The following is a 17,827-nucleotide window of genomic DNA, read 5'->3' as shown; positions in this document are numbered from 1 at the left end:
TCATGGTTAAAATCTATTCTTGACCCCCCGGAAGGATGTGTCATACAATGGTCGGCGATCAGCTATCCAGACAGGATTTACTTGAAGGAGTCAACCATGAGCGACATCGTCCTTTTAGGGGACGAGGCGGTTGCTTTAGGTGCCGTTCATGCCGGCATCAGCGCCGCCTACGGGTATCCGGGCACACCATCCACCGAAATTTTAGAATTCCTTATTGATTACAAAACACGTCACGGAGCACCCCATGCTGCCTGGTGTTCCAACGAAAAGACCGCCTATGAGGACGCCCTGGGGGTCTCCTTCGTGGGAAAACGTGTACTGGTAACCATGAAACATGTGGGCCTGAATGTGGCCGCAGACCCTTTTGTAAATTCAGGACTGCTGAATATACGGGGAGGTCTCGTACTTGCCGTTGCCGATGATCCCGGGATGCACAGTTCCCAGAATGAGCAGGACTCCCGGTTTTTTGCAGAATTCGCCAAGATTATATGCCTCGAGCCGAGAAACCAGCAGGAAACCTACGAAATGACCCTTGAGGCTTTCGAGCTTTCCGAGAAGTTTCACATTCCCGTCATGCTGCGCCTCGTTACCCGTCTCGCCCATTCCCGGGCGATTGTCAAGGTGGGGGCAAAACGGGATGAAAACTCCTTGAGCAAACCGGAGGAAAAACGGGGCTGGATGCTGCTTCCCGCCACAGCCAGGCAGAACTACCTGGATCTGCTGGAAAAAGAGAAGGAGATGCTCGCCTGGGCCGGGGATTCCGCCAGAAATCCGCTGGAAAATGCCCGGGGAGGGAAAAAATATCCCCTGGGAATCATAACCAGCGGTCTGGGGAGAAATTACTACGATGAAAACCTCCCCGAACTGAGTTCTGAGATTCCCAGGCTGCATATAAGTGCTTACCCCCTTCCCCGGAATAAAATCAGGACCCTTGCCGCCGCTTGTGAACGGATAATCGTAATCGAAGAGGGTTACCCCCTCATAGAAGAGAAGCTCAAGGGGATTCTGGAGCAGGATATAACAATCAGCGGTAAACTCGACGGAACCCTTCCCCGGACGGGAGAGCTTACCCCTGATGCGGTTCGCAGGGCCCTGGGCCTCGAGGCTCGTCAGCTTCGTTCCGAGCCCGGAATGGAGCTTCCCGGACGGCCTCCCCAGTTATGCCAGGGCTGCCCCCATATCGATACCTACCAGGCTATAAACGAGGCAATCGGGGATGATTCCCATGCGGTTGTTACCTCCGATATCGGCTGTTATGCCCTGGGGGCCCTGCCGCCCTATCGGGCCATTGAAACCATTGTCTGTATGGGAGCCTCCATAGGTATGGCCAAGGGAGCCGCTGAAGCCGGAGTACAACGGGTAGTAGCTACCATCGGAGACAGTACCTTTTTACATTCTGGGATAACCTCCCTTGTCGACGCCGCAGCGGCGGATACCCCCATGACGGTCGTTATTCTTGACAACGGAACCGTCGGAATGACCGGGGGCCAGGAGACGATTCTTCCCACCTCGCGGGTACACCGCATGATAGAGGGACTGGAGATCGATCCTGCACACATTCGCAGCATAACCCCATTGAAGAAGAACGCCGAAGAGAACCGACGCATAATTGCAGAAGAGATCGATCACCCCGGACTTTCGGTGATTGTATCCATCCGGGAATGCATCGAAACTGCAAAGCGGGATAAAAAGAAGGCTGCCCAGGAGGGACAGGCGTAATGAAATACGACATAATTCTTGCAGGCGTCGGCGGACAGGGAACCCTGAGCGTCGCCGCCATCATAGCTTCCGCCGCCCTGAAGCAGGGGCTGACGGTCCGCCAGTCGGAAATTCACGGGATGTCCCAGCGCGGAGGAGCGGTGGTTTCGCACCTGCGCCTGTCCGACGGACCCATAGATTCGGACCTTATCCCTCTTGCGGGAGGAGATCTGCTCCTGAGCATGGAACCCCTGGAGGCCCTGCGGCACATCAGTTACCTCTCCCCTTCGGGGAGTCTCATCAGCGCCGCTGAGGGGGTGGAGAATATTCCGGTCTATCCCGGTATGGATAAAATCCGGGAAGAAATACTTTCCCAGCCCGGGGCACGGATTGTCGATGCCCGCAGCATTGCCCGGGAGTCCGGAAGCCTCAAGGCGGTTAACATCGTCATGATCGGAGCTGCTTCCGAATCAATACCCATAAGCAGGGAGAACTTCATTGCCGCCATCGACGAACGCTTCCGATCCAAGGGAGAAAAGGTGCAGGAGGCGAACCGCAGGGCCTTTGAACTCAGCCTGGCGGAGGCCTGCGGAGCCGGATCATGACGGCCGTCGAAACCGTTCCCAGGGAGGAGTTGGAAAAACTTCAACTTGCACGACTGCGGGAAACCGTGGGACATGCCCTCAAGACTCCTTTTTACTCCCGGCGTCTCGGTGGAATCGGCATAAGCAGGCCCGAAGACATCGAATCCCTGGAAGACCTGAAGAAAATACCTTACACGAGCAAGGATGACCTCAGAAGCGCCTTTCCCTACGGGATGCTCTCCATACCCCTGGACGATGTTGTGCGTCTGCATGCATCCTCCGGAACCACCGGAACGCCGACGGTCATCTATCATAATCAGCATGACCTCGATGCCTGGACCGCCCTTTCGGCCCGTTCCATTCTCTGTACCGGTGCACAGCGCAGGGATGTTTTTCAGAACATGATGACCTACGGCCTCTTTACCGGAGGCCTGGGACTCCATTACGGCGCGGAGGCTGCAGGTCTCCTGGTAATTCCCGCCAGTTCCGGCAACACCAAACGACAGTTCAAACTCATGAAGGACTTCGGCACAACCGTCGTCCATGCAACCCCCAGTTATATGCTGCATCTTGCCTCACGGATGGAGGCGGAAGGCATCAGGCTTGAGGATCTGGCCCTGAAAAAGGCGCTGGTGGGTGCGGAACCCCACAGTGAGGATATCCGCCGGAAGATCGAAGAGCTCTTTTCCATAGACGTGTACAATTCCTACGGCCTCAGCGAGATGAACGGTCCCGGGGTCGCCTTCGAATGTGTTTTCAAGCAGGGGATGCACGTGTGGGAAGACAACTACATCATGGAGATCATCGACCGCGAGAGCCTCGATCAGGTCGAGGACGGAGAATACGGCGAACTGGTGCTTACGACCCTGTGCCGTCAGGCCACCCCCCTCCTCCGCTACCGCACCCGGGACATCACCGCAGTATATCCGGATAAGTGTCCCTGCGGACGGACCCATCGCAGGATTCAGCGTTTTACCGGGCGCACCGACGATATGCTGATCATCAACGGCGTGAATGTTTTTCCCTCCCAGATCGAGGAGGTAATCATGGCCATGCCCGAGATAGGCACAAACTACCAGATTGTTGTTCAGAAGATGGGCGCTCTGGACAAACTGATTGTAAAAACCGAGGTCGGAAAAAACATTTTTACCGACGACACCAGAGACCTGAAGGCCCTGAGTTCCAGAATTGCAGAAAACCTGAAGGTCTCCATCAGTATCAATCCCACGGTGGAGCTTCATGAACCCGGTTTCCTGCCTGTTGCCGAGGGCAAGGCAGTACGGGTACTGGACCAACGCCCCAGAATGTAACAAAGAGGAGGAAAAATGGTTTGGGACAGATCCGCTGAATACCGCGATCCGGAATCGCTTCGGGCACTGCAGCTCCAGCGACTGCAGGAACTGGTTACCCGGCTCTATATCCGGGTGCCCTTTTACCGGCGAAAGTTTGACGAGGCGGGGATTCGGCCTTCGGACATCAACAGTCTCGAGGATATTAGCAAAATACCCTTTACCACCAAGCAGGAGCTCAGGGAAACCTATCCCTACGGCCTGCTTGCGGTGGACGAATCGGAAATAGTCGAGGTTCATACCTCTTCGGGAACAACGGGAACCCCGGTAGTCGGAGCCTATACCCGGCGGGACATAGAAACCTGGTCCCACGCCATGGCCAGAACCCTCGCCATGGCCGGAGCAGGCCCCGGGGACGTTATACAGAACGCCTACGGCTACGGCCTTTTCACCGGAGGACTGGGCGTCCACTATGGGGCCAGGATGCTGGGAGCAAACGTTATTCCCATATCCGCCGGCAATACCAAGCGTCAGCTCATGATCATGCGGGACTTCGGCACCACCCTTCTGACCTGTACCCCCTCCTATTCGCTTTTTCTTGCAGAGACCGCGGCAGAGGAAGGCATAGACTTCAGGTCCCTGCCCCTGAAGGCCGGCTGCTTCGGGGCGGAACCATGGAGCGACAACATGCGGCGGGAGATCGAAAACAAGCTCAGCCTTACAGCCCATGATATCTACGGGCTTACCGAGATTATCGGCCCGGGGGTTGCAGCGGAATGCGAAGTCCAGGACGGGCTCCACATCAATGAAGATTTTTTCTATCCCGAGATAATAAATCCTGAAACCGGAGAGGTCCTTCCCCCGGGAGAAAAGGGAGAGCTGGTTTTTACAACCCTTACCAAGGAAGGTACCCCCATACTGCGCTACCGCACCCGGGATATCACCTATCTGTACCGGGAGACCTGTTCCTGCGGCAGAACAACAATAAAGATGCACCGCCTTCTGGGACGGACCGACGACATGCTGATAATCCGTGGGGTCAATATATTCCCCTCCCAGATTGAGGAAGTACTCATCCGGATTGAAGAAACCCAGCCCCATTATCAGATCGTCGTCGACCGCGGGAGTACTCATCTTGATGAGGTAGAGATCCGTGTTGAAGTGGAAGAGAGCTTCTTCAGCGACGAAACAAAGGGACTCGAGAGAATCCGCAGCAAGATTTCCGAAGAGATCCGCTCAAGTCTGGGAATCGGTGCGATTATCAGACTGGTGGAACCAAAATCCCTGGAGAGAAGCATCGGCAAAGCAACCCGTGTAATAGATAAACGGCAGATATAAGCCTGCAGGAGGAAGAAATGACAATACAGCAGATTTCCGTATTTCTGGAAAATAAATCCGGCCGTCTCGCGGAGGTAACCAAGACCCTGGGTGATGCCGGCGTGAATATGAGGGCCGCAACAATTGCCGATACCGCTGACTTCGGTATTTTACGGATAGTGGTAGACAATCCCCACAAAGCCCTGGACGCCCTGGATAAAAAGGGATTCACCGCAAAGGTTACCGACGTATTTGCCATTGAACTGGAGGACCGGCCGGGAGGACTTGCCGAGATTATGGAGCTCTTCCACAAGACCGGCGTCAATATTGAATATTTGTATTCATCCCTGGAAAACAAGAACAACAAGGCGGTGGTAATTTTCAAGGTTGACGATACTGAACATGGAAACAAGATTTTCAGGGAGCATAAATTAACGGCAATAAAGAATTTTTAGGTTCTCCGGTCTGTATGTAAACGCTTCATCCGGGGAATTCTTCACTCTTTTGTAACTGATTGTAACAGGCAGTTTCCGTTTCTGGGGGGAGACTGCCTTTTTTTAATCTAAACACCACATTTAAAACCTTTGGCACGCACTTTGCTTTTATGTTGGTCCGGGAGGGCAGTATCCAATGAGGAAAGTGTATGAAAGAAAAATTGACCCCGATCATTCTCGCGTACCAGGAAGGACGGGTTTCAAGAACCCATGTAATCAACCAAATCTCCATCTTCTCCTATAATTTTCTGCATAATAAATTCAAGGAGGAAGCGGACACCGCCTCCGAGATCTTCTGCGAAATCTATCGACGCATTCCGAAAATGATCGATTCCTTCGTATACCGCGGCAGTCCTTTTGAGGTATATCTCCATATGTCCATACGCCGGGCCACATGTACCTATTTTTACAACAGTAAACGACAACAGACCTTGAGGAATTACAGCGAAAAGATGTACTTCGATGGTCTTGAACCGGAAGCTGTCGATAAGCTGCCATCGGACAGCGATACAGCAATAGATCCTGAGTACCGAGAGTATTTTTCCGTCGATGACAAGCGGAAAATACAGCTTGAATATCTCCGCCGAAGACTCCTCTGTCTTGTCTGTAAAAACGCCTGGTTCTGTTCTCCAGCCCACATCAGAAAGACCGCGGAAGCGACAGGGGTCAGCTACAACTGGCTCTATGAAAAGATTGAACATCTGCGCGACAGTATGCATGCCAGAAGCAGGCGTCATTTACGGCTCAGTCTTTTACGAAAAGAAAATATGGCCCGGGCCCATATGTATCAGAATGCCGGCGACAACTGCTTTGTCACCGAGGAACGTCAGCAGTACCACCGGCGTTACCATGCTGCCCGCAGACGAATGAGAGCCTTAACGAAGGAACTGCACAATGTACCCATGGCCCCGACCCATTCCGAGATAGCCAGGGTACTTTCCATACCGAAGGGATCAGTTGATTCCGGTCTCCATTATCTTCGAACAGCCTTGATTAAAGCCGGAGATAAAGAGGTATCCTCACAATAAAGCTTCACGATACGCTGTTTTTTTTGTACAGTAGGTCCATGGAATTATTACTGGCAACAGGCAACAGGCACAAACGGGATGAATTCCAGGCTATCCTGCCTGAGCACCGTATAGTGATACCCGAGGATCTGGGGACCTCTTTTGAATGTGAAGAGACGGGTGCGAGCTTCTGTGAAAACAGTCTTATCAAGGCTGCTTTTCTGCACGCCCGGGCAGAGGGTCGTCCGGTTATTGCCGATGATTCAGGCCTCTGCGTGGAAGCCCTGGACGGTGCTCCCGGCATCCGCTCCGCCCGCTACGGAGAAGATGAGGGAACGAGCCTCTCTTCACAGGAAAAGTACGAATTACTCCTGCGCAATCTTCAGGGAAAGACAAACCGAAATGCAGCTTTTGTCTGCTCCCTCGTTTTTTACATCGATGATTTACGGTATTTTATTTTTCAGGAAACCTGCCGGGGTATAATCGCCGAGGCTCCCCGGGGCAGCGGCGGTTTTGGCTATGATCCCGTTTTTTTCATACCTGAAACAGGAAGGACCATGGCGGAGCTTTCTGAAGAGGAGAAGAACAGGATCTCCCACCGGGGAAAAGCGGGTTCTGCACTGCGAAAATTCCTGCAGTCCTATGGAGATGATCTTGGAGTGGTTTGAGGACGATCAATTCTGGCTGCGCTTTGCTCCCGTCATGTTTGATCCCCAGCGCTGGGCGGAAACCCCCGGAGAGGTTGCATCGATTATAAGCATGACCTGTACAGAAGCCGGCAGCAGGGTCCTCGATTCCTGCTGCGGTGTGGGTCGCCACTCCCTGGAATTCGCCCGCCGCGGTTACCAGGTAACCGCTATAGACCGGACCAGGGGCTACATTGAAGCAGCCCGGGAAACCGCGGCTGCAGAAGAGCTGGATATAGAGTTTATGCTGCAGGATGTACGGTTTTTCCGGAGACCGGATTACTACGACCTGGCCCTTAACCTGTTTACATCCTTCGGGTTCTTTTCCGATCAGCAGGAAGAGCTTCGTTATATAGAGAATATAAGGGAATCTCTAAAGCCCGGAGGAGCTTTTGTAATCGATGTTAACGGGAAGGAAATCCTGTCCAGGGACTTTGTAGCCGCCGAAGAGTATGAAATGGACGGCTACACGGTGCGGGGAGAATATACAATCGAAGATGATTTTTCCACCCTCAATAATATATGGAGCCTGAAGGGCCCGAAGGAAAATTACAATTTCCGGTTCTCCCACCGTATCTACTCGGCACTGGAACTGAAGGAACTCCTGTTGAACTGCGGTTTTGAAAGTGTCTGCATTAAAGGGGGATTTGACGGACGTCCCTATGATCATAACGCACAAAGGCTGATAAGCATTGCCAGAAAATAAGGAGAATTGTATGTCGCATACCATACCAAAGCGCGAAGAGATCAATGAAGCATATACCTGGGACCTGGGCGGACTTTTTCCGTCTTCCCGGGACTGGGAAGAATCCCTTGAAGAGTTTACCGGACAGATAAAAAAAATTGAATCCTTCAAAGGAAGCCTCGGGAACTCGGCGGAACACCTCTCCAGGGTCCTGGAAACACTGATTCAACACGAGGAGCTCGGGGAACGCCTCGGCTCCTATGCCTATCTGCGGACTTCGGAGGACGGAGGCAGTGATGAACACCAGGCACGTTTTGCCCGCTTTATGCGGGCTGCAACGGAATCGAACAGTGCCATGAGTTATTTCCGTCCCGAGATTCTCGCCCTTCCCGACACTGTCATGGAAGGTTTTCTGCAAGATCCCGGGGTCGCTGAATATAGCATTATGCTGGGCAAGATGCTCCGTTTCAAACCCCACACCCTGGGTGAAAAAGAGGAGCGCCTTCTTTCCATGCAGTCCGAGGCCAACCAGACTGCATCCAAAAGCTTCAAGGCCCTTACCGACGTGGATCTTGATTTTGGAGAAATTGAAACGGAGGAGGGACCGAAACCTCTTACCCAGAGCACCTTTTCGGCTTTTCTGATGGATCCTGACCGCAACCTGCGGGAAAAGGCCTACCGTCAGTTCTACGGGCATTACCAGGCCCATAAAAACACCCTGGCAGCCCTTTATTCCGGCAGCGTGCATCTGGATATCTACAGGGCGAAGGTAAGGAATTATCCCTCTGCCCGGGCTGCCGCTCTGTTTCCCGATAAGGTTGACGAGGAGGTCTACGATAACCTTATTGCGGTGATTCATGAAAACCTGCCGGTACTGCACCGGTACTACTCCCTTCGCAGGGAGAAACTGGGAATCGATACGCTGCGTCACTGGGACGTCTACGTTCCCCTTACGCCGAAAATACGTGTCCGGCACAGCTATGAAGAGGCTGTTGATACCATCATCCCGGCCCTTGCTCCCCTGGGAGATGAGTACTGCGACACCCTGAAACAGGGACTCCTCGGGCGCTGGGTCGACCGTTACGAAAACAAGGGAAAACGTTCCGGCGCCTTCTCTGCAGGCAGTTACCACGGAGAACCATACATCCTCATGAATTACAAGGATGATGTATTCAGGGACGTCTTTACCCTGGCCCATGAGGGCGGCCACTCAATGCACTCCTGGTACAGCGTACGGAACAACCCTTTTCAGCATTACGACTACACCATTTTTGAAGCCGAGGTTGCCTCCACCTTCAACGAACAGCTTCTGGGCAAATACCTGATGGACAGAGCTGAAAGCGAAGAGATGAAGTCCTATCTTGTGGGTAAACAGATAGACGAGATAGTCGCAACAATCTTCCGGCAGACCATGTTTGCGGAGTTCGAGCATCTGGTCCACAAAATGGGAGAAGAGGGCACTCCCCTTACCCTGGAATCTCTGCGAAGTACCTATCGCAGGCTTATGGAAGAATACTTCGGTCCCGAGATGAAGCTGGAAGAGGTTTCCGACATCGAAGGATTGAGGATTCCCCATTTTTACCGTGCTTTCTATGTATATAAATACGCCACCGGACTTTCCGCTGCCATCGCCCTCGCCGACAGGGTCCTGTCCGGAGGCGACCGTGAACGGGAGGACTACCTGTCATTCCTGAAGTCCGGAGGTTCCCGGTATCCTCTGGAATCCCTGCAGCTTGCCGGTGTGGATATGTCCTCGCCGGATCCCGTCAGAAACGCCATGAAGCGTTTTGAAGGGCTGGTCGACAAGCTGGGAGAACTGCAGTAAAGACCGGAGATTAAGGAAATTTCCTGCCTGAATATGCTTGACACCCTGCCGCAAAATCGGTACTATCTGCGTACATTTTGCGGCGGTGGTGAAATTGGTAGACACGCTAGCTTGAGGGGCTAGTGGCAGCAATGCCGTGCTGGTTCAAGTCCAGTTCGCCGCAAGGAGAAATCCTTACAGGATAAAGAATTAATCCGGATCATTCGATCCGGTTTTTTTATTAGAAAAAAAGTGGACCCAGATATGGACCCACCTCGACAGAATAATCGAAATTCTTTTCTTATCCTGCACAGACCCTGTTTCTCCCTTCCCGTTTCGCCTTGTAAAGCAGGGAATCCGCTCTCTGAATGATGCTTTCTTCCGTATCCCTGTCATCTGCCTCTGTAACACCAAAGCTTGCGGTTACATTGACTCTGTTTTCACAGAAACTGGTTTCCTCGATACCGCGCCGCATGCGATCAGCAATTCCCCTGGCCTCTTCCAGCCGGGTGTTCGAAAGAAGAATCAGAAATTCCTCACCCCCATATCGTATCACTGAGTCCATACTCCTGGTTTCGGTCTGCAATATCTTTGAGAATTCAATGAGAATCATGTCACCTGTATCATGTCCATACTTATCGTTTATATCTTTGAATAAATCGATATCTGTGAAAATACAGCAGAACGGAACGCTTGCTCCTATCTTATGGGCAAAGCTCTGATGTACAGCCCGTTTCATATATCTGCGGTTGAAACTCTGTGTAAGACTGTCCCTGAATGTCTGATTCAACAAATCAGTCTTGTCCTCATGGAGAATTTTATAGAACTTTTCCCGGGAATAGGAAAAATAGAGGACGAGAATGTTCACTGCAATAAAGGGTAACACCGATGGTATGGAAAGAACACGGGGAGAATAGAAATAGTAGAGCGTCAGAAAAAGACCGATACCTGCTGTATAGACGGCAAAGGAAAGCTTCCAGTCCAGGCGCAGAACAAAACCTATAATAAAAAGACCTAAAAGATACCCGGTAAAGTTGAAATCATTAGACGGTTCATTGACTACAATCCGAACCGAATCCAATACCGAGAGCAGCACAAGCAGTATATAAACTGCACAAGCGGAAATAACAATCAAATTATTTACTGCCGTATATTTTCGTTTTTTAAACAGAGAGGAGACAACAGCCCATATCGGAAGCAATGTTATGCATCCGAGCAGATAAATATAAAAATAGAATCTCGCGATATAATAATATGGAAGGTAAAAAAGGGCATTTCTCAGGAGAAACCCGAAACTGCTGATACCGAGGATAAACAAAATACGGGTGTAGAGAAAAACATTACTCTCCAGTCTGTGGAGAAAATAGGAAGTATCATCCGGAAAAATCTGTTTAGGCTGCAGCATGTCAGATGCATCTATCTCCTTTGTGCAGTTTATCACCTTTTGTGTACATTTCTTCCGAAATAATGCTATAATTCTTCGAATACTTCAATAATGATAAAGCTGTCATTATTCATCCTAATACAGGGCCAATGAGAATGATACCCGCCGAAAAAATAACAATTCTCCTGGTTGACGACCTGGCACACTCTGCCGAAATGACAAGAGAGGCCCTCCTTGGTACCGGCTTCAGTGTACTTTCCTCCGATACCTTGCCCCAGGCTGAAGACTACCTCGCAAAGCATAAGAAAATAGATATTATTCTGCTGAACCTGTACATGGGCGGCGGAAAGGATGGAATCCGCGCTGCATCCCGGTTTACCAGGCATTATGATGCACCGCTGATCCTTATGGTACCTCCCGAGGCTGCAGCGCTGATTCCCATGTCCAGGAATATACAAACCTACGGCTATGTCGGGACAGACAGCACAGCAGATCTCTTAAGCGTCTCAATTGAGACTGCTCTTCGTTTACACAGCCAGCGAAAAGCGGACAGGGACGAATGCAAGGATTCGATCAATTACCGTTCCATAATAAACGCCATGAATGAATCGGTATGGGTAATCGGCTTTGATGAAAATTTTATTGATTTCAACGAAACGGCTGTGCGTCAATTGGGGTATAGCCGCAAAGAGCTGAGTGCCATGGGTCCCGTTGATATTGATGCATCCATGACCAGAGATAGTATAAGCGAGCTCATTCGTACTGCCCCGGAAGACAAAATTCAGGTGTTTGAGACAAGCCATAAATCAAAACATGGACACACAATTCCGGTGGAAATTTGTTCCACCCTTATAACCTACGGCGGACGCCGGGCAATACTCAGTATCGCCCGGGACATTACGGAACGCAAGAAGGCGGAAGAGCAGATAGCTTCTCTTCTCCATGAAAAAGAAATCCTGCTTAAAGAGGCCCATCATCGTATAAAGAACAATATGGGTGTTATTCGGAGTTTATTATCAATTCAAAGTAAACTGAAAAGCGACAAATCATGCCCGGAAATCCTGCAGGATGCCGCAAACCGGATTCAGGGTATGATGGTTCTCTACGATAAGCTGTACCGTTCGGACAGCTTTACCAGGCTCAGTATCAAGGTTTTTCTACCCTCCCTTATCGATGACCTTCGAACACAATATTCCTCCGGAAAAGCGATTGAAACGGAGATAGATATTGAAGATATCGTACTGGACACGAAAATCCTCTCTTCCATCGGAATTATGATCAGTGAAATGTTTACCAACTCCATGAAATACGCCTTCACAGAAAAAACCGACGGAAGAATCTCCCTGAAGGCTTTCCGCAAGGATGGAACAATTAATATCGTCTATGCCGATGACGGAATCGGTCTGCCTGCACCTGACGACCTGGAGCTTGTATCAGGGTTTGGTCTTGAACTGATCAAACTGCTCACGAAGCAGATCGACGGAACCATACGTGTTGATTCCACCGGAGGTACCCGCTACACGCTTGAGTTTACGGTGTGATTTCGAATGCAGGGAGCATTATTGGAATAATGCTCCCTGATAGCTTCTATGCTCTTTCGACCTGGACTTTAACGACTTTATCCTTTGAAATCGCCCGGTCCATCGCTTCCTGCATCTTATCGTAGGGATAAACCGCGGAGATCAGATCATTAACTGCGATTTTTCCCGAACGGATCAGATCCAGCACCATGGGATACACATGGGCGTAGCGCATGGAACCAAAAACCGTAAGCTCCCTGGACATCACGAGATTAACAGGCAAGGCTACGCTGTCAGGCTGGGTTCCTATCTGGACTATCCTGCCTCCCCGGGCTGCTGTCTGATATGCGAAACTGAGTCCCGCAGGTGCGCCGGAGGCCTCAAAGACCACATCGAATCCCCCCTGGGCAAAAAGTTTCTCCCCGATCCCCTTTTCGGTGGGATCAATTGCCGCGCTGGCGCCATGGGACAAGGCAAATTCCCGGGGATATTCCGCCGGATCGGCCAGGGTAATGTCGGTGGCGCCAAGGGCACTTGCAACCCCCAGGACCATCTGTCCTATTGTTCCGCCTCCGACAATAAGAACGCGATATCCGGCAACCGTGCCCGCACGCATAACTCCATTCGCTCCCACCGCCAAAGGCTCGATCATTGCTCCTGCACCATAATCCAGTGAATCGTCCAGAATATAGCAGTGACTTTCGGGGACCAGGACCTTCTCGGCAAATCCTCCATCAATATGCGGCACAGTGGCGGCGGTACCTAAAAATCGAAGATTTGTACATAGGTTGTATCGTCCTGCTCTGCAGTACCTGCACTTTCCACACTCGATGGAAGGTTCCGCCGTCACCCGATCTCCGACCTTGATGTTTTTTACGTCCGGTCCGACTTCGACCACGAGTCCTGCGAACTCATGGCCAAGGACCAGTGGTGCCCGGGGAATAAACTGCCCTATTTTAAAATGCTGGTAATAGTGAATATCAGAACCGCAGATTCCTACCCGTTTTACATCGATTAGAACCTCGTCGGCGGCGGGTTTTCGCTCCTGCCGCTGTTCTCTGCGTAAATCTCCCGGTCCATGAAGAACATATGCATCCATAACCCTTCTCCTTAAATGAAAGCGCTTTTACAGTAACAAATTTTACGCCCTTGATGTGCTTTACATCTATACTATACCAGAGAAAAATACAGTTGTCGATACAGCTTTCCCTTCCCTGCCGAATGATGAAACCGGGTTTTTTATGGATAATCCACCGATGTTCGGAGGTTTGTACGCCTGGAAACTCGTTATGAAGGCTTCTTTTCGAATTTCAACTTTTTCCTTGCAAAACCAGAGAACTCGTATTATGATACATCTACGAAGTTTTAATTGAAAGCGCTTCCAAGTTATTTTCAACCGGAGTACAGGATGTCAGATGAAATGATCAGAGTGCAGGCAGAAGAGCTGAAAAATCTTGCCGTTATGCGTCTATGTGAGGCGGGAATGACAGTCCCCGATGCAGAAACAGTTGCCGGAATCCTTGTTTTTGCAGATTTACGGGGCACCCACTCCCACGGAGTTCTGCGGGTCGAACATTACGTCGAAAGAATTATCAAGGGCGGAATCAACCTTGAACCCGATTTATCCGTGAAAGAGATCAGGCCGGTTGTTGGTCTCATCGATGCAGACGGGGGTATGGGCCATATCGCTGCAAAAATGGCCACTGAAAAAGCCATTGAAATCGCCAGGGATCAGGGAATCGCCCTCATCGGCGTAAAGAACAGCAGCCACTGCGGCGCCCTTGCCTATTACGTCAATATGGCGCTGGAAGAAAAGATGGCTTCCATGGTTTCAGCGAACACCGATTCCGCGGTCGTTCCCTTCGGCGGGAAAAAACGTTTCTTTGGTACAAACCCCTTCGCTTTTGGTTTTCCGGGTGAAAGCGGTTCCATTCTTCTTGACATGGCAACCAGCGAAGTGGCCTTCGGCAAGATCTTCTATGCCCGGGAAAAAGGAATAAAAATACCGGAAGGATGGGCGGTAACCGAAGACGGCGAGTTCACTACCGACGCCAATGCGGCTTATTCACTTTTTCCCTTCGGAGGATACAAGGGTTACGGCATCAACATGATGGTGGAAGCTTTGACGGGCCTGCTGGTCGGCGGGGTTTTCGGCCCCCATGTGAAGCCGATGTACAGTGACCTTGAATCCTTCCGTAACCTTTCCGGATTTCACCTTGTTATAGATCCTTCCATCTTTACCGGTCCCGCCGTCTTCTCTACAGCGCAGGCTATGATAGACGAACTCCATTCTCAGCCCCCAGCTCCCGGTCATGAGAAGGTAATGGTTCCTGGCGAACTGGAAGCCGCTGCAATGAAACGCAGCCTCTCTGATGGTATCGACATACCCTCAGGCATATACAACTACCTTAAAGGAAAAAAATAAGGAGGTGCCCATGTCATCCGGCGATAATGGCCCCGTTTTACGAATCATGGGACGGGTAAACCATATAATTCTGCTGATTGAAAAGACAAGCCTGATAATCCTGATGGTGGGAATGCTCATTTTCGGATTTCTCCAGGTATTTTCCCGTTTTATTCTGAAAGCCCCCATAGGCTGGTCAGAGGAACTGCTCACCTACTCCTTTACCTGGGCAAGTTTTATGGGAGCGAGTATGGCCATCTATACCAATTCCCACTTTTCCGTTGATCTTGTAACAAAACATTTTTCTCAGAAATTGTTAAAAACGGTTCGTCTTGTAATATGGGTTCTCATATGCCTGTTCGCCGTTTTTCTTCTGTACATGGGAACCCGTCTTGCCATCGCGAATCATATTCAGCGCATGAATATTCTTCCCATTTCGATGTTCTGGGCCTACCTGTCTATGCCCATCAGCGGGGCTTTTATTCTGATTCACGGTGTAGAGAAGACCACCGAGGTGTATCTGAACATCGAATCTGAAGCACTGGAGGACCTGGAATGATTGCAACACTGTTTCTGACCTTCATTATTCTGTTGATTCTCGAGGCCCCGGTTTCCTTTTCACTGCTCATTTCCACGGTCGTATCAATGTTCTTTTTCAGCGACATCGACCTTTTTGCCATTGTGGTAAAAATGTTCAGAGCCAGCAGTAATTTCAGCCTGATAGCCGTTCCCTTCTTTATTCTTGCCGGGGGATTCATGGACAGCGGCGGAATATCCAGACGTCTGGTAACCTTTGCCTCAAATATAATCGGTCATATCCGTGGAGGTCTTGCCAATGCGAGCGTAATGGCCGCCATGTTTTTTGCAGGACTTTCCGGTGCTGCAGCGGCGGATACCGCGGCTGTTGGAAGTCTCCTTATTCCCGCGATGAAGCGCAAGGGCTACGGAAAGGATATTGCCACCAGCGTTATGGCCACCGCCGGGTCCATCGGAATAGTCATTCCTCCCAGTATTCCCATGATCATCCTCGGCGTAACCGCCAGTATCTCCATCGGCGGAATGTTCATGGGTGGAATCATTCCCGGAATACTGATCGGTGTGTCCCTCATGGCTGTAAATATTATCTATACCAAGATCCGCAAGATAGATCCCGAACCCCGGGCCAGTTTCAGGGAGATGCTCAGATCCTTCGCAGATTCATTCCTGGCCCTCTTTACAGTGGTAATAATCGTCGGAGGAATCACAGCGGGAATCTTTACCGCCACCGAAGCTTCGGTAATTGCCGCGCTGTATGCTTTCATCATCGGCTTTTTTGTCTACAAGGAGCTCAGCTTCAAGGATCTGCCCCATGTTCTGGTAAAATCGGCTCTCACCACCGGTGTCGTTGTTCTTACCATTGCAGCTGCCGCCAGCTTCGGCTGGGTGCTTGCAGCGGAACAGATTCCATCCCAGATTGCAAACTTTCTGGTATCCCTGACGGACAACCGCTGGATTCTGCTGATTCTGATTAACATTCTCTTTCTTGTTCTGGGAACCTTTCTGGATCCTTCAGCGATTATCATAATTGTTGTTCCCATTATCTGGCCCGTGGTTCAGGAACTGGGAGTCCATCCCATTCATTTCGGCGTAATGGCCATCGTTAACATGGCGGTAGGACAGTGTACTCCCCCCGTCGGAGTAGCGCTGTTCGTAGCCTCAGGTATTTCAGGGGCAAAGTTAAGCGACATGATGGGTACCTATCTGCGTTATCTGGGCGCCATGGTACTGGTCCTTCTTTTTGTCACCTTCATACCTGCACTCTCGCTCTGGATACCCGAATTAACCGGGTATATTAAATAAATTTTCTTCGGAGGATATATGAAGAAACTAGGTATTGTTCTTGTCGTGCTTCTTATCGGAGCATTCGTGTTCGCCAACGGACAGGGAGAGGACGCCGGTCAGAAGGCTATGACCCTCAGGGTAACAAATACCCTTCCCCTGGATCACCCCATGAACATGGCTCTCCAGCAGTTTGCCAAGGGTGTTGCCGAACGGACCGCCGGTCAGGTAAAAGTAGAGCTTTTCCCCAACAGCCAGCTCGGCGGCAACGAAGAGATGGTTGAAGGTGTGCAGCTTGGAACCATCGATATGTGTAATCAGTTTGCCGGTGCCTTTGCCAACTATGTTCCTGAAATGGAAGTACTCGCCCTGGCATTTCTCTTTCAGAGCGAAGACCACCTCTATGCGTCCCTGAACGGCAAAGCCGGAGACATTCTTGCAGAGGCCCTGCTGAAAAAAGGATTTGTCCCCCTCGGATACTTCTATGGCGGGTCCCGAAGTCTGATGAACAACGTCCGCCCCATTAACAGGCCCTCTGACCTGAACGGACTCAAGATCAGGACCATTCCCACCAACATCACCCTGGAAGGAATCAATCGCATGGGAGCCATTGCAACTCCCATGAGTCAGGCTGATGTTTACTCTGCCCTCGAGCAGGGAGTTCTCGACGGATGGGAAAACAGCCCCATCACCCTCTACACCCTCAAACTGTATGAGGTTACCGATTACGTCTCCTGGACACGCCACTTCATGACCCCCGACCTTTTTGCCATTTCCGCAAAAACCTGGGGAAAGCTTTCTGATGATCAGAAAAAGATCATTACCGAAGAAGCCCAGAAAGCAGTAGCCTACGAACGAAGCATCTGGGCGGAAAATACTCAGAAGGCGATAGATGCCCTCAAGGCGGAAGGCGTTGAGTTCAACGACGTTGCGGACCTTGATGCATTCCGCAAAGCCACCAGCTCCCTGTGGAACGAGTACGAAGATAAGTACAAGAACGGTCTTATTGATGCGGTTCTTTCCGCTGCAAAATAGGATCTCCCGTAATTGAGACTAAGGAATCGGGGCAGACGAAAGATCTGCCCCGATTCATGTAAGGTCACCGGTAAGGCATTCCCTTTCGCCGAACCTTTTGGT

At 50.8% G+C, this 17,827-nt stretch carries 16 protein-coding genes and 1 tRNA gene; 15 read left to right on the top strand and 2 right to left on the bottom strand.

Annotated elements, in window-relative coordinates:
• Nucleotides 1-96: 96 nt before the first annotated feature.
• From B4O97_RS05635 to B4O97_RS05590, 10 genes are all read left to right on the top strand, one after another.
• The gene (locus B4O97_RS05635) at nucleotides 97-1,719 is read left to right on the top strand and encodes a thiamine pyrophosphate-dependent enzyme (protein WP_083049073.1); all 1,623 of its coding nucleotides are present in this window, start codon (nucleotides 97-99) and stop codon (nucleotides 1,717-1,719) included.
• A complete protein-coding gene (locus B4O97_RS05630; protein ID WP_083049072.1) occupies nucleotides 1,719-2,303 on the top strand; it encodes an indolepyruvate oxidoreductase subunit beta in 585 nt (194 codons plus the stop codon). The genes B4O97_RS05635 and B4O97_RS05630 overlap by 1 nt, the downstream gene beginning before the upstream one ends.
• The gene (locus B4O97_RS05625) at nucleotides 2,300-3,592 is read left to right on the top strand and encodes a phenylacetate--CoA ligase family protein (protein ID WP_083049070.1); all 1,293 of its coding nucleotides are present in this window, start codon (nucleotides 2,300-2,302) and stop codon (nucleotides 3,590-3,592) included. Before B4O97_RS05630 ends, B4O97_RS05625 begins: the two co-directional genes overlap by 4 nt.
• 15 nt (nucleotides 3,593-3,607) lie before the next feature.
• Nucleotides 3,608-4,909 (top strand): phenylacetate--CoA ligase family protein, encoded by a 1,302-nt coding sequence (locus B4O97_RS05620; RefSeq protein WP_083049068.1) that lies wholly within the window; start codon nucleotides 3,608-3,610, stop codon nucleotides 4,907-4,909.
• 17 nt (nucleotides 4,910-4,926) lie between these two features.
• Nucleotides 4,927-5,343, top strand: coding sequence for an ACT domain-containing protein (locus B4O97_RS05615; protein ID WP_083049067.1), 417 nt, complete (start codon nucleotides 4,927-4,929; stop codon nucleotides 5,341-5,343).
• Nucleotides 5,344-5,531: 188 nt separating this feature from the next.
• Nucleotides 5,532-6,410, top strand: a complete 879-nt coding sequence (locus B4O97_RS05610) for a hypothetical protein (protein ID WP_083049065.1) — start codon at nucleotides 5,532-5,534, stop codon at nucleotides 6,408-6,410.
• A gap of 38 nt (nucleotides 6,411-6,448) precedes the next feature.
• Complete coding sequence (rdgB, locus tag B4O97_RS05605) at nucleotides 6,449-7,057, top strand: RdgB/HAM1 family non-canonical purine NTP pyrophosphatase (protein ID WP_083049063.1); 609 nt, start codon at nucleotides 6,449-6,451, stop codon at nucleotides 7,055-7,057.
• Entirely contained in the window at nucleotides 7,044-7,781 is a 738-nt protein-coding gene (locus B4O97_RS05600; RefSeq protein ID WP_158084175.1) for a class I SAM-dependent methyltransferase, read from the top strand. Before rdgB ends, B4O97_RS05600 begins: the two co-directional genes overlap by 14 nt.
• A gap of 10 nt (nucleotides 7,782-7,791) precedes the next feature.
• Nucleotides 7,792-9,585, top strand: coding sequence for an oligoendopeptidase F (pepF, locus tag B4O97_RS05595; protein ID WP_083049060.1), 1,794 nt, complete (start codon nucleotides 7,792-7,794; stop codon nucleotides 9,583-9,585).
• 79 nt (nucleotides 9,586-9,664) lie between these two features.
• Nucleotides 9,665-9,748, top strand: a tRNA-Leu gene (locus B4O97_RS05590).
• Nucleotides 9,749-9,865: 117 nt separating this feature from the next.
• Here the strand turns inward: B4O97_RS05590 and B4O97_RS05585 are convergent.
• Nucleotides 9,866-10,699, bottom strand: coding sequence for a GGDEF domain-containing protein (locus B4O97_RS05585; protein WP_158084174.1), 834 nt, complete (start codon nucleotides 10,697-10,699; stop codon nucleotides 9,866-9,868).
• 404 nt (nucleotides 10,700-11,103) lie between these two features.
• Between B4O97_RS05585 and B4O97_RS05580 the strand changes: the two genes are divergently transcribed.
• Nucleotides 11,104-12,489, top strand: a complete 1,386-nt coding sequence (locus tag B4O97_RS05580) for a sensor histidine kinase (protein WP_158084173.1) — start codon at nucleotides 11,104-11,106, stop codon at nucleotides 12,487-12,489.
• A 46-nt stretch (nucleotides 12,490-12,535) separates the two neighbouring features.
• On the opposite strand, the gene B4O97_RS05575 is transcribed toward B4O97_RS05580, so the two are convergent.
• A complete protein-coding gene (locus B4O97_RS05575) occupies nucleotides 12,536-13,567 on the bottom strand; it encodes a zinc-dependent alcohol dehydrogenase (protein WP_083049055.1) in 1,032 nt (343 codons plus the stop codon).
• A gap of 309 nt (nucleotides 13,568-13,876) precedes the next feature.
• On the opposite strand from B4O97_RS05575, the gene B4O97_RS05570 reads away from it, so the two are divergent.
• The 4 genes from B4O97_RS05570 to B4O97_RS05555 are packed head-to-tail and all read left to right on the top strand — an operon-like array spanning nucleotide 13,877 to nucleotide 17,725.
• Nucleotides 13,877-14,893, top strand: a complete 1,017-nt coding sequence (locus B4O97_RS05570; protein WP_083049053.1) for an Ldh family oxidoreductase — start codon at nucleotides 13,877-13,879, stop codon at nucleotides 14,891-14,893.
• 10 nt (nucleotides 14,894-14,903) lie between these two features.
• Nucleotides 14,904-15,431, top strand: coding sequence for a TRAP transporter small permease (locus B4O97_RS05565; protein WP_158084172.1), 528 nt, complete (start codon nucleotides 14,904-14,906; stop codon nucleotides 15,429-15,431).
• Nucleotides 15,428-16,711 (top strand): TRAP transporter large permease, encoded by a 1,284-nt coding sequence (locus B4O97_RS05560; RefSeq protein WP_083049050.1) that lies wholly within the window; start codon nucleotides 15,428-15,430, stop codon nucleotides 16,709-16,711. The genes B4O97_RS05565 and B4O97_RS05560 overlap by 4 nt, the downstream gene beginning before the upstream one ends.
• Before the next feature lie 18 nt (nucleotides 16,712-16,729).
• A complete protein-coding gene (locus B4O97_RS05555; RefSeq protein ID WP_083049048.1) occupies nucleotides 16,730-17,725 on the top strand; it encodes a TRAP transporter substrate-binding protein in 996 nt (331 codons plus the stop codon).
• The last annotated feature ends 102 nt before the right edge of the window (nucleotides 17,726-17,827 follow it).

The organism is Marispirochaeta aestuarii, from assembly GCF_002087085.1.
Classification (GTDB): domain Bacteria; phylum Spirochaetota; class Spirochaetia; order JC444; family Marispirochaetaceae; genus Marispirochaeta; species Marispirochaeta aestuarii.
The sequence above is the reverse complement of the archived record's forward strand: the minus strand, read 5'-3'. Positions and strand labels throughout refer to the sequence as shown.

Coding starts and splice junctions, on each gene's coding strand:
- B4O97_RS05560 (WP_083049050.1), top strand. CDS start 15,428: ATGATTGCAACACTGTTTCTGACCTTCATTATTCTGTTGATTCTCGAG.
- B4O97_RS05575 (WP_083049055.1), bottom strand. CDS start 13,567: ATGGATGCATATGTTCTTCATGGACCGGGAGATTTACGCAGAGAACAG.
- B4O97_RS05615 (WP_083049067.1), top strand. CDS start 4,927: ATGACAATACAGCAGATTTCCGTATTTCTGGAAAATAAATCCGGCCGT.
- pepF (WP_083049060.1), top strand. CDS start 7,792: ATGTCGCATACCATACCAAAGCGCGAAGAGATCAATGAAGCATATACC.
- B4O97_RS05620 (WP_083049068.1), top strand. CDS start 3,608: ATGGTTTGGGACAGATCCGCTGAATACCGCGATCCGGAATCGCTTCGG.
- B4O97_RS05610 (WP_083049065.1), top strand. CDS start 5,532: ATGAAAGAAAAATTGACCCCGATCATTCTCGCGTACCAGGAAGGACGG.
- rdgB (WP_083049063.1), top strand. CDS start 6,449: ATGGAATTATTACTGGCAACAGGCAACAGGCACAAACGGGATGAATTC.
- B4O97_RS05635 (WP_083049073.1), top strand. CDS start 97: ATGAGCGACATCGTCCTTTTAGGGGACGAGGCGGTTGCTTTAGGTGCC.
- B4O97_RS05565 (WP_158084172.1), top strand. CDS start 14,904: ATGTCATCCGGCGATAATGGCCCCGTTTTACGAATCATGGGACGGGTA.
- B4O97_RS05555 (WP_083049048.1), top strand. CDS start 16,730: ATGAAGAAACTAGGTATTGTTCTTGTCGTGCTTCTTATCGGAGCATTC.
- B4O97_RS05580 (WP_158084173.1), top strand. CDS start 11,104: ATGATACCCGCCGAAAAAATAACAATTCTCCTGGTTGACGACCTGGCA.
- B4O97_RS05630 (WP_083049072.1), top strand. CDS start 1,719: ATGAAATACGACATAATTCTTGCAGGCGTCGGCGGACAGGGAACCCTG.
- B4O97_RS05625 (WP_083049070.1), top strand. CDS start 2,300: ATGACGGCCGTCGAAACCGTTCCCAGGGAGGAGTTGGAAAAACTTCAA.
- B4O97_RS05570 (WP_083049053.1), top strand. CDS start 13,877: ATGTCAGATGAAATGATCAGAGTGCAGGCAGAAGAGCTGAAAAATCTT.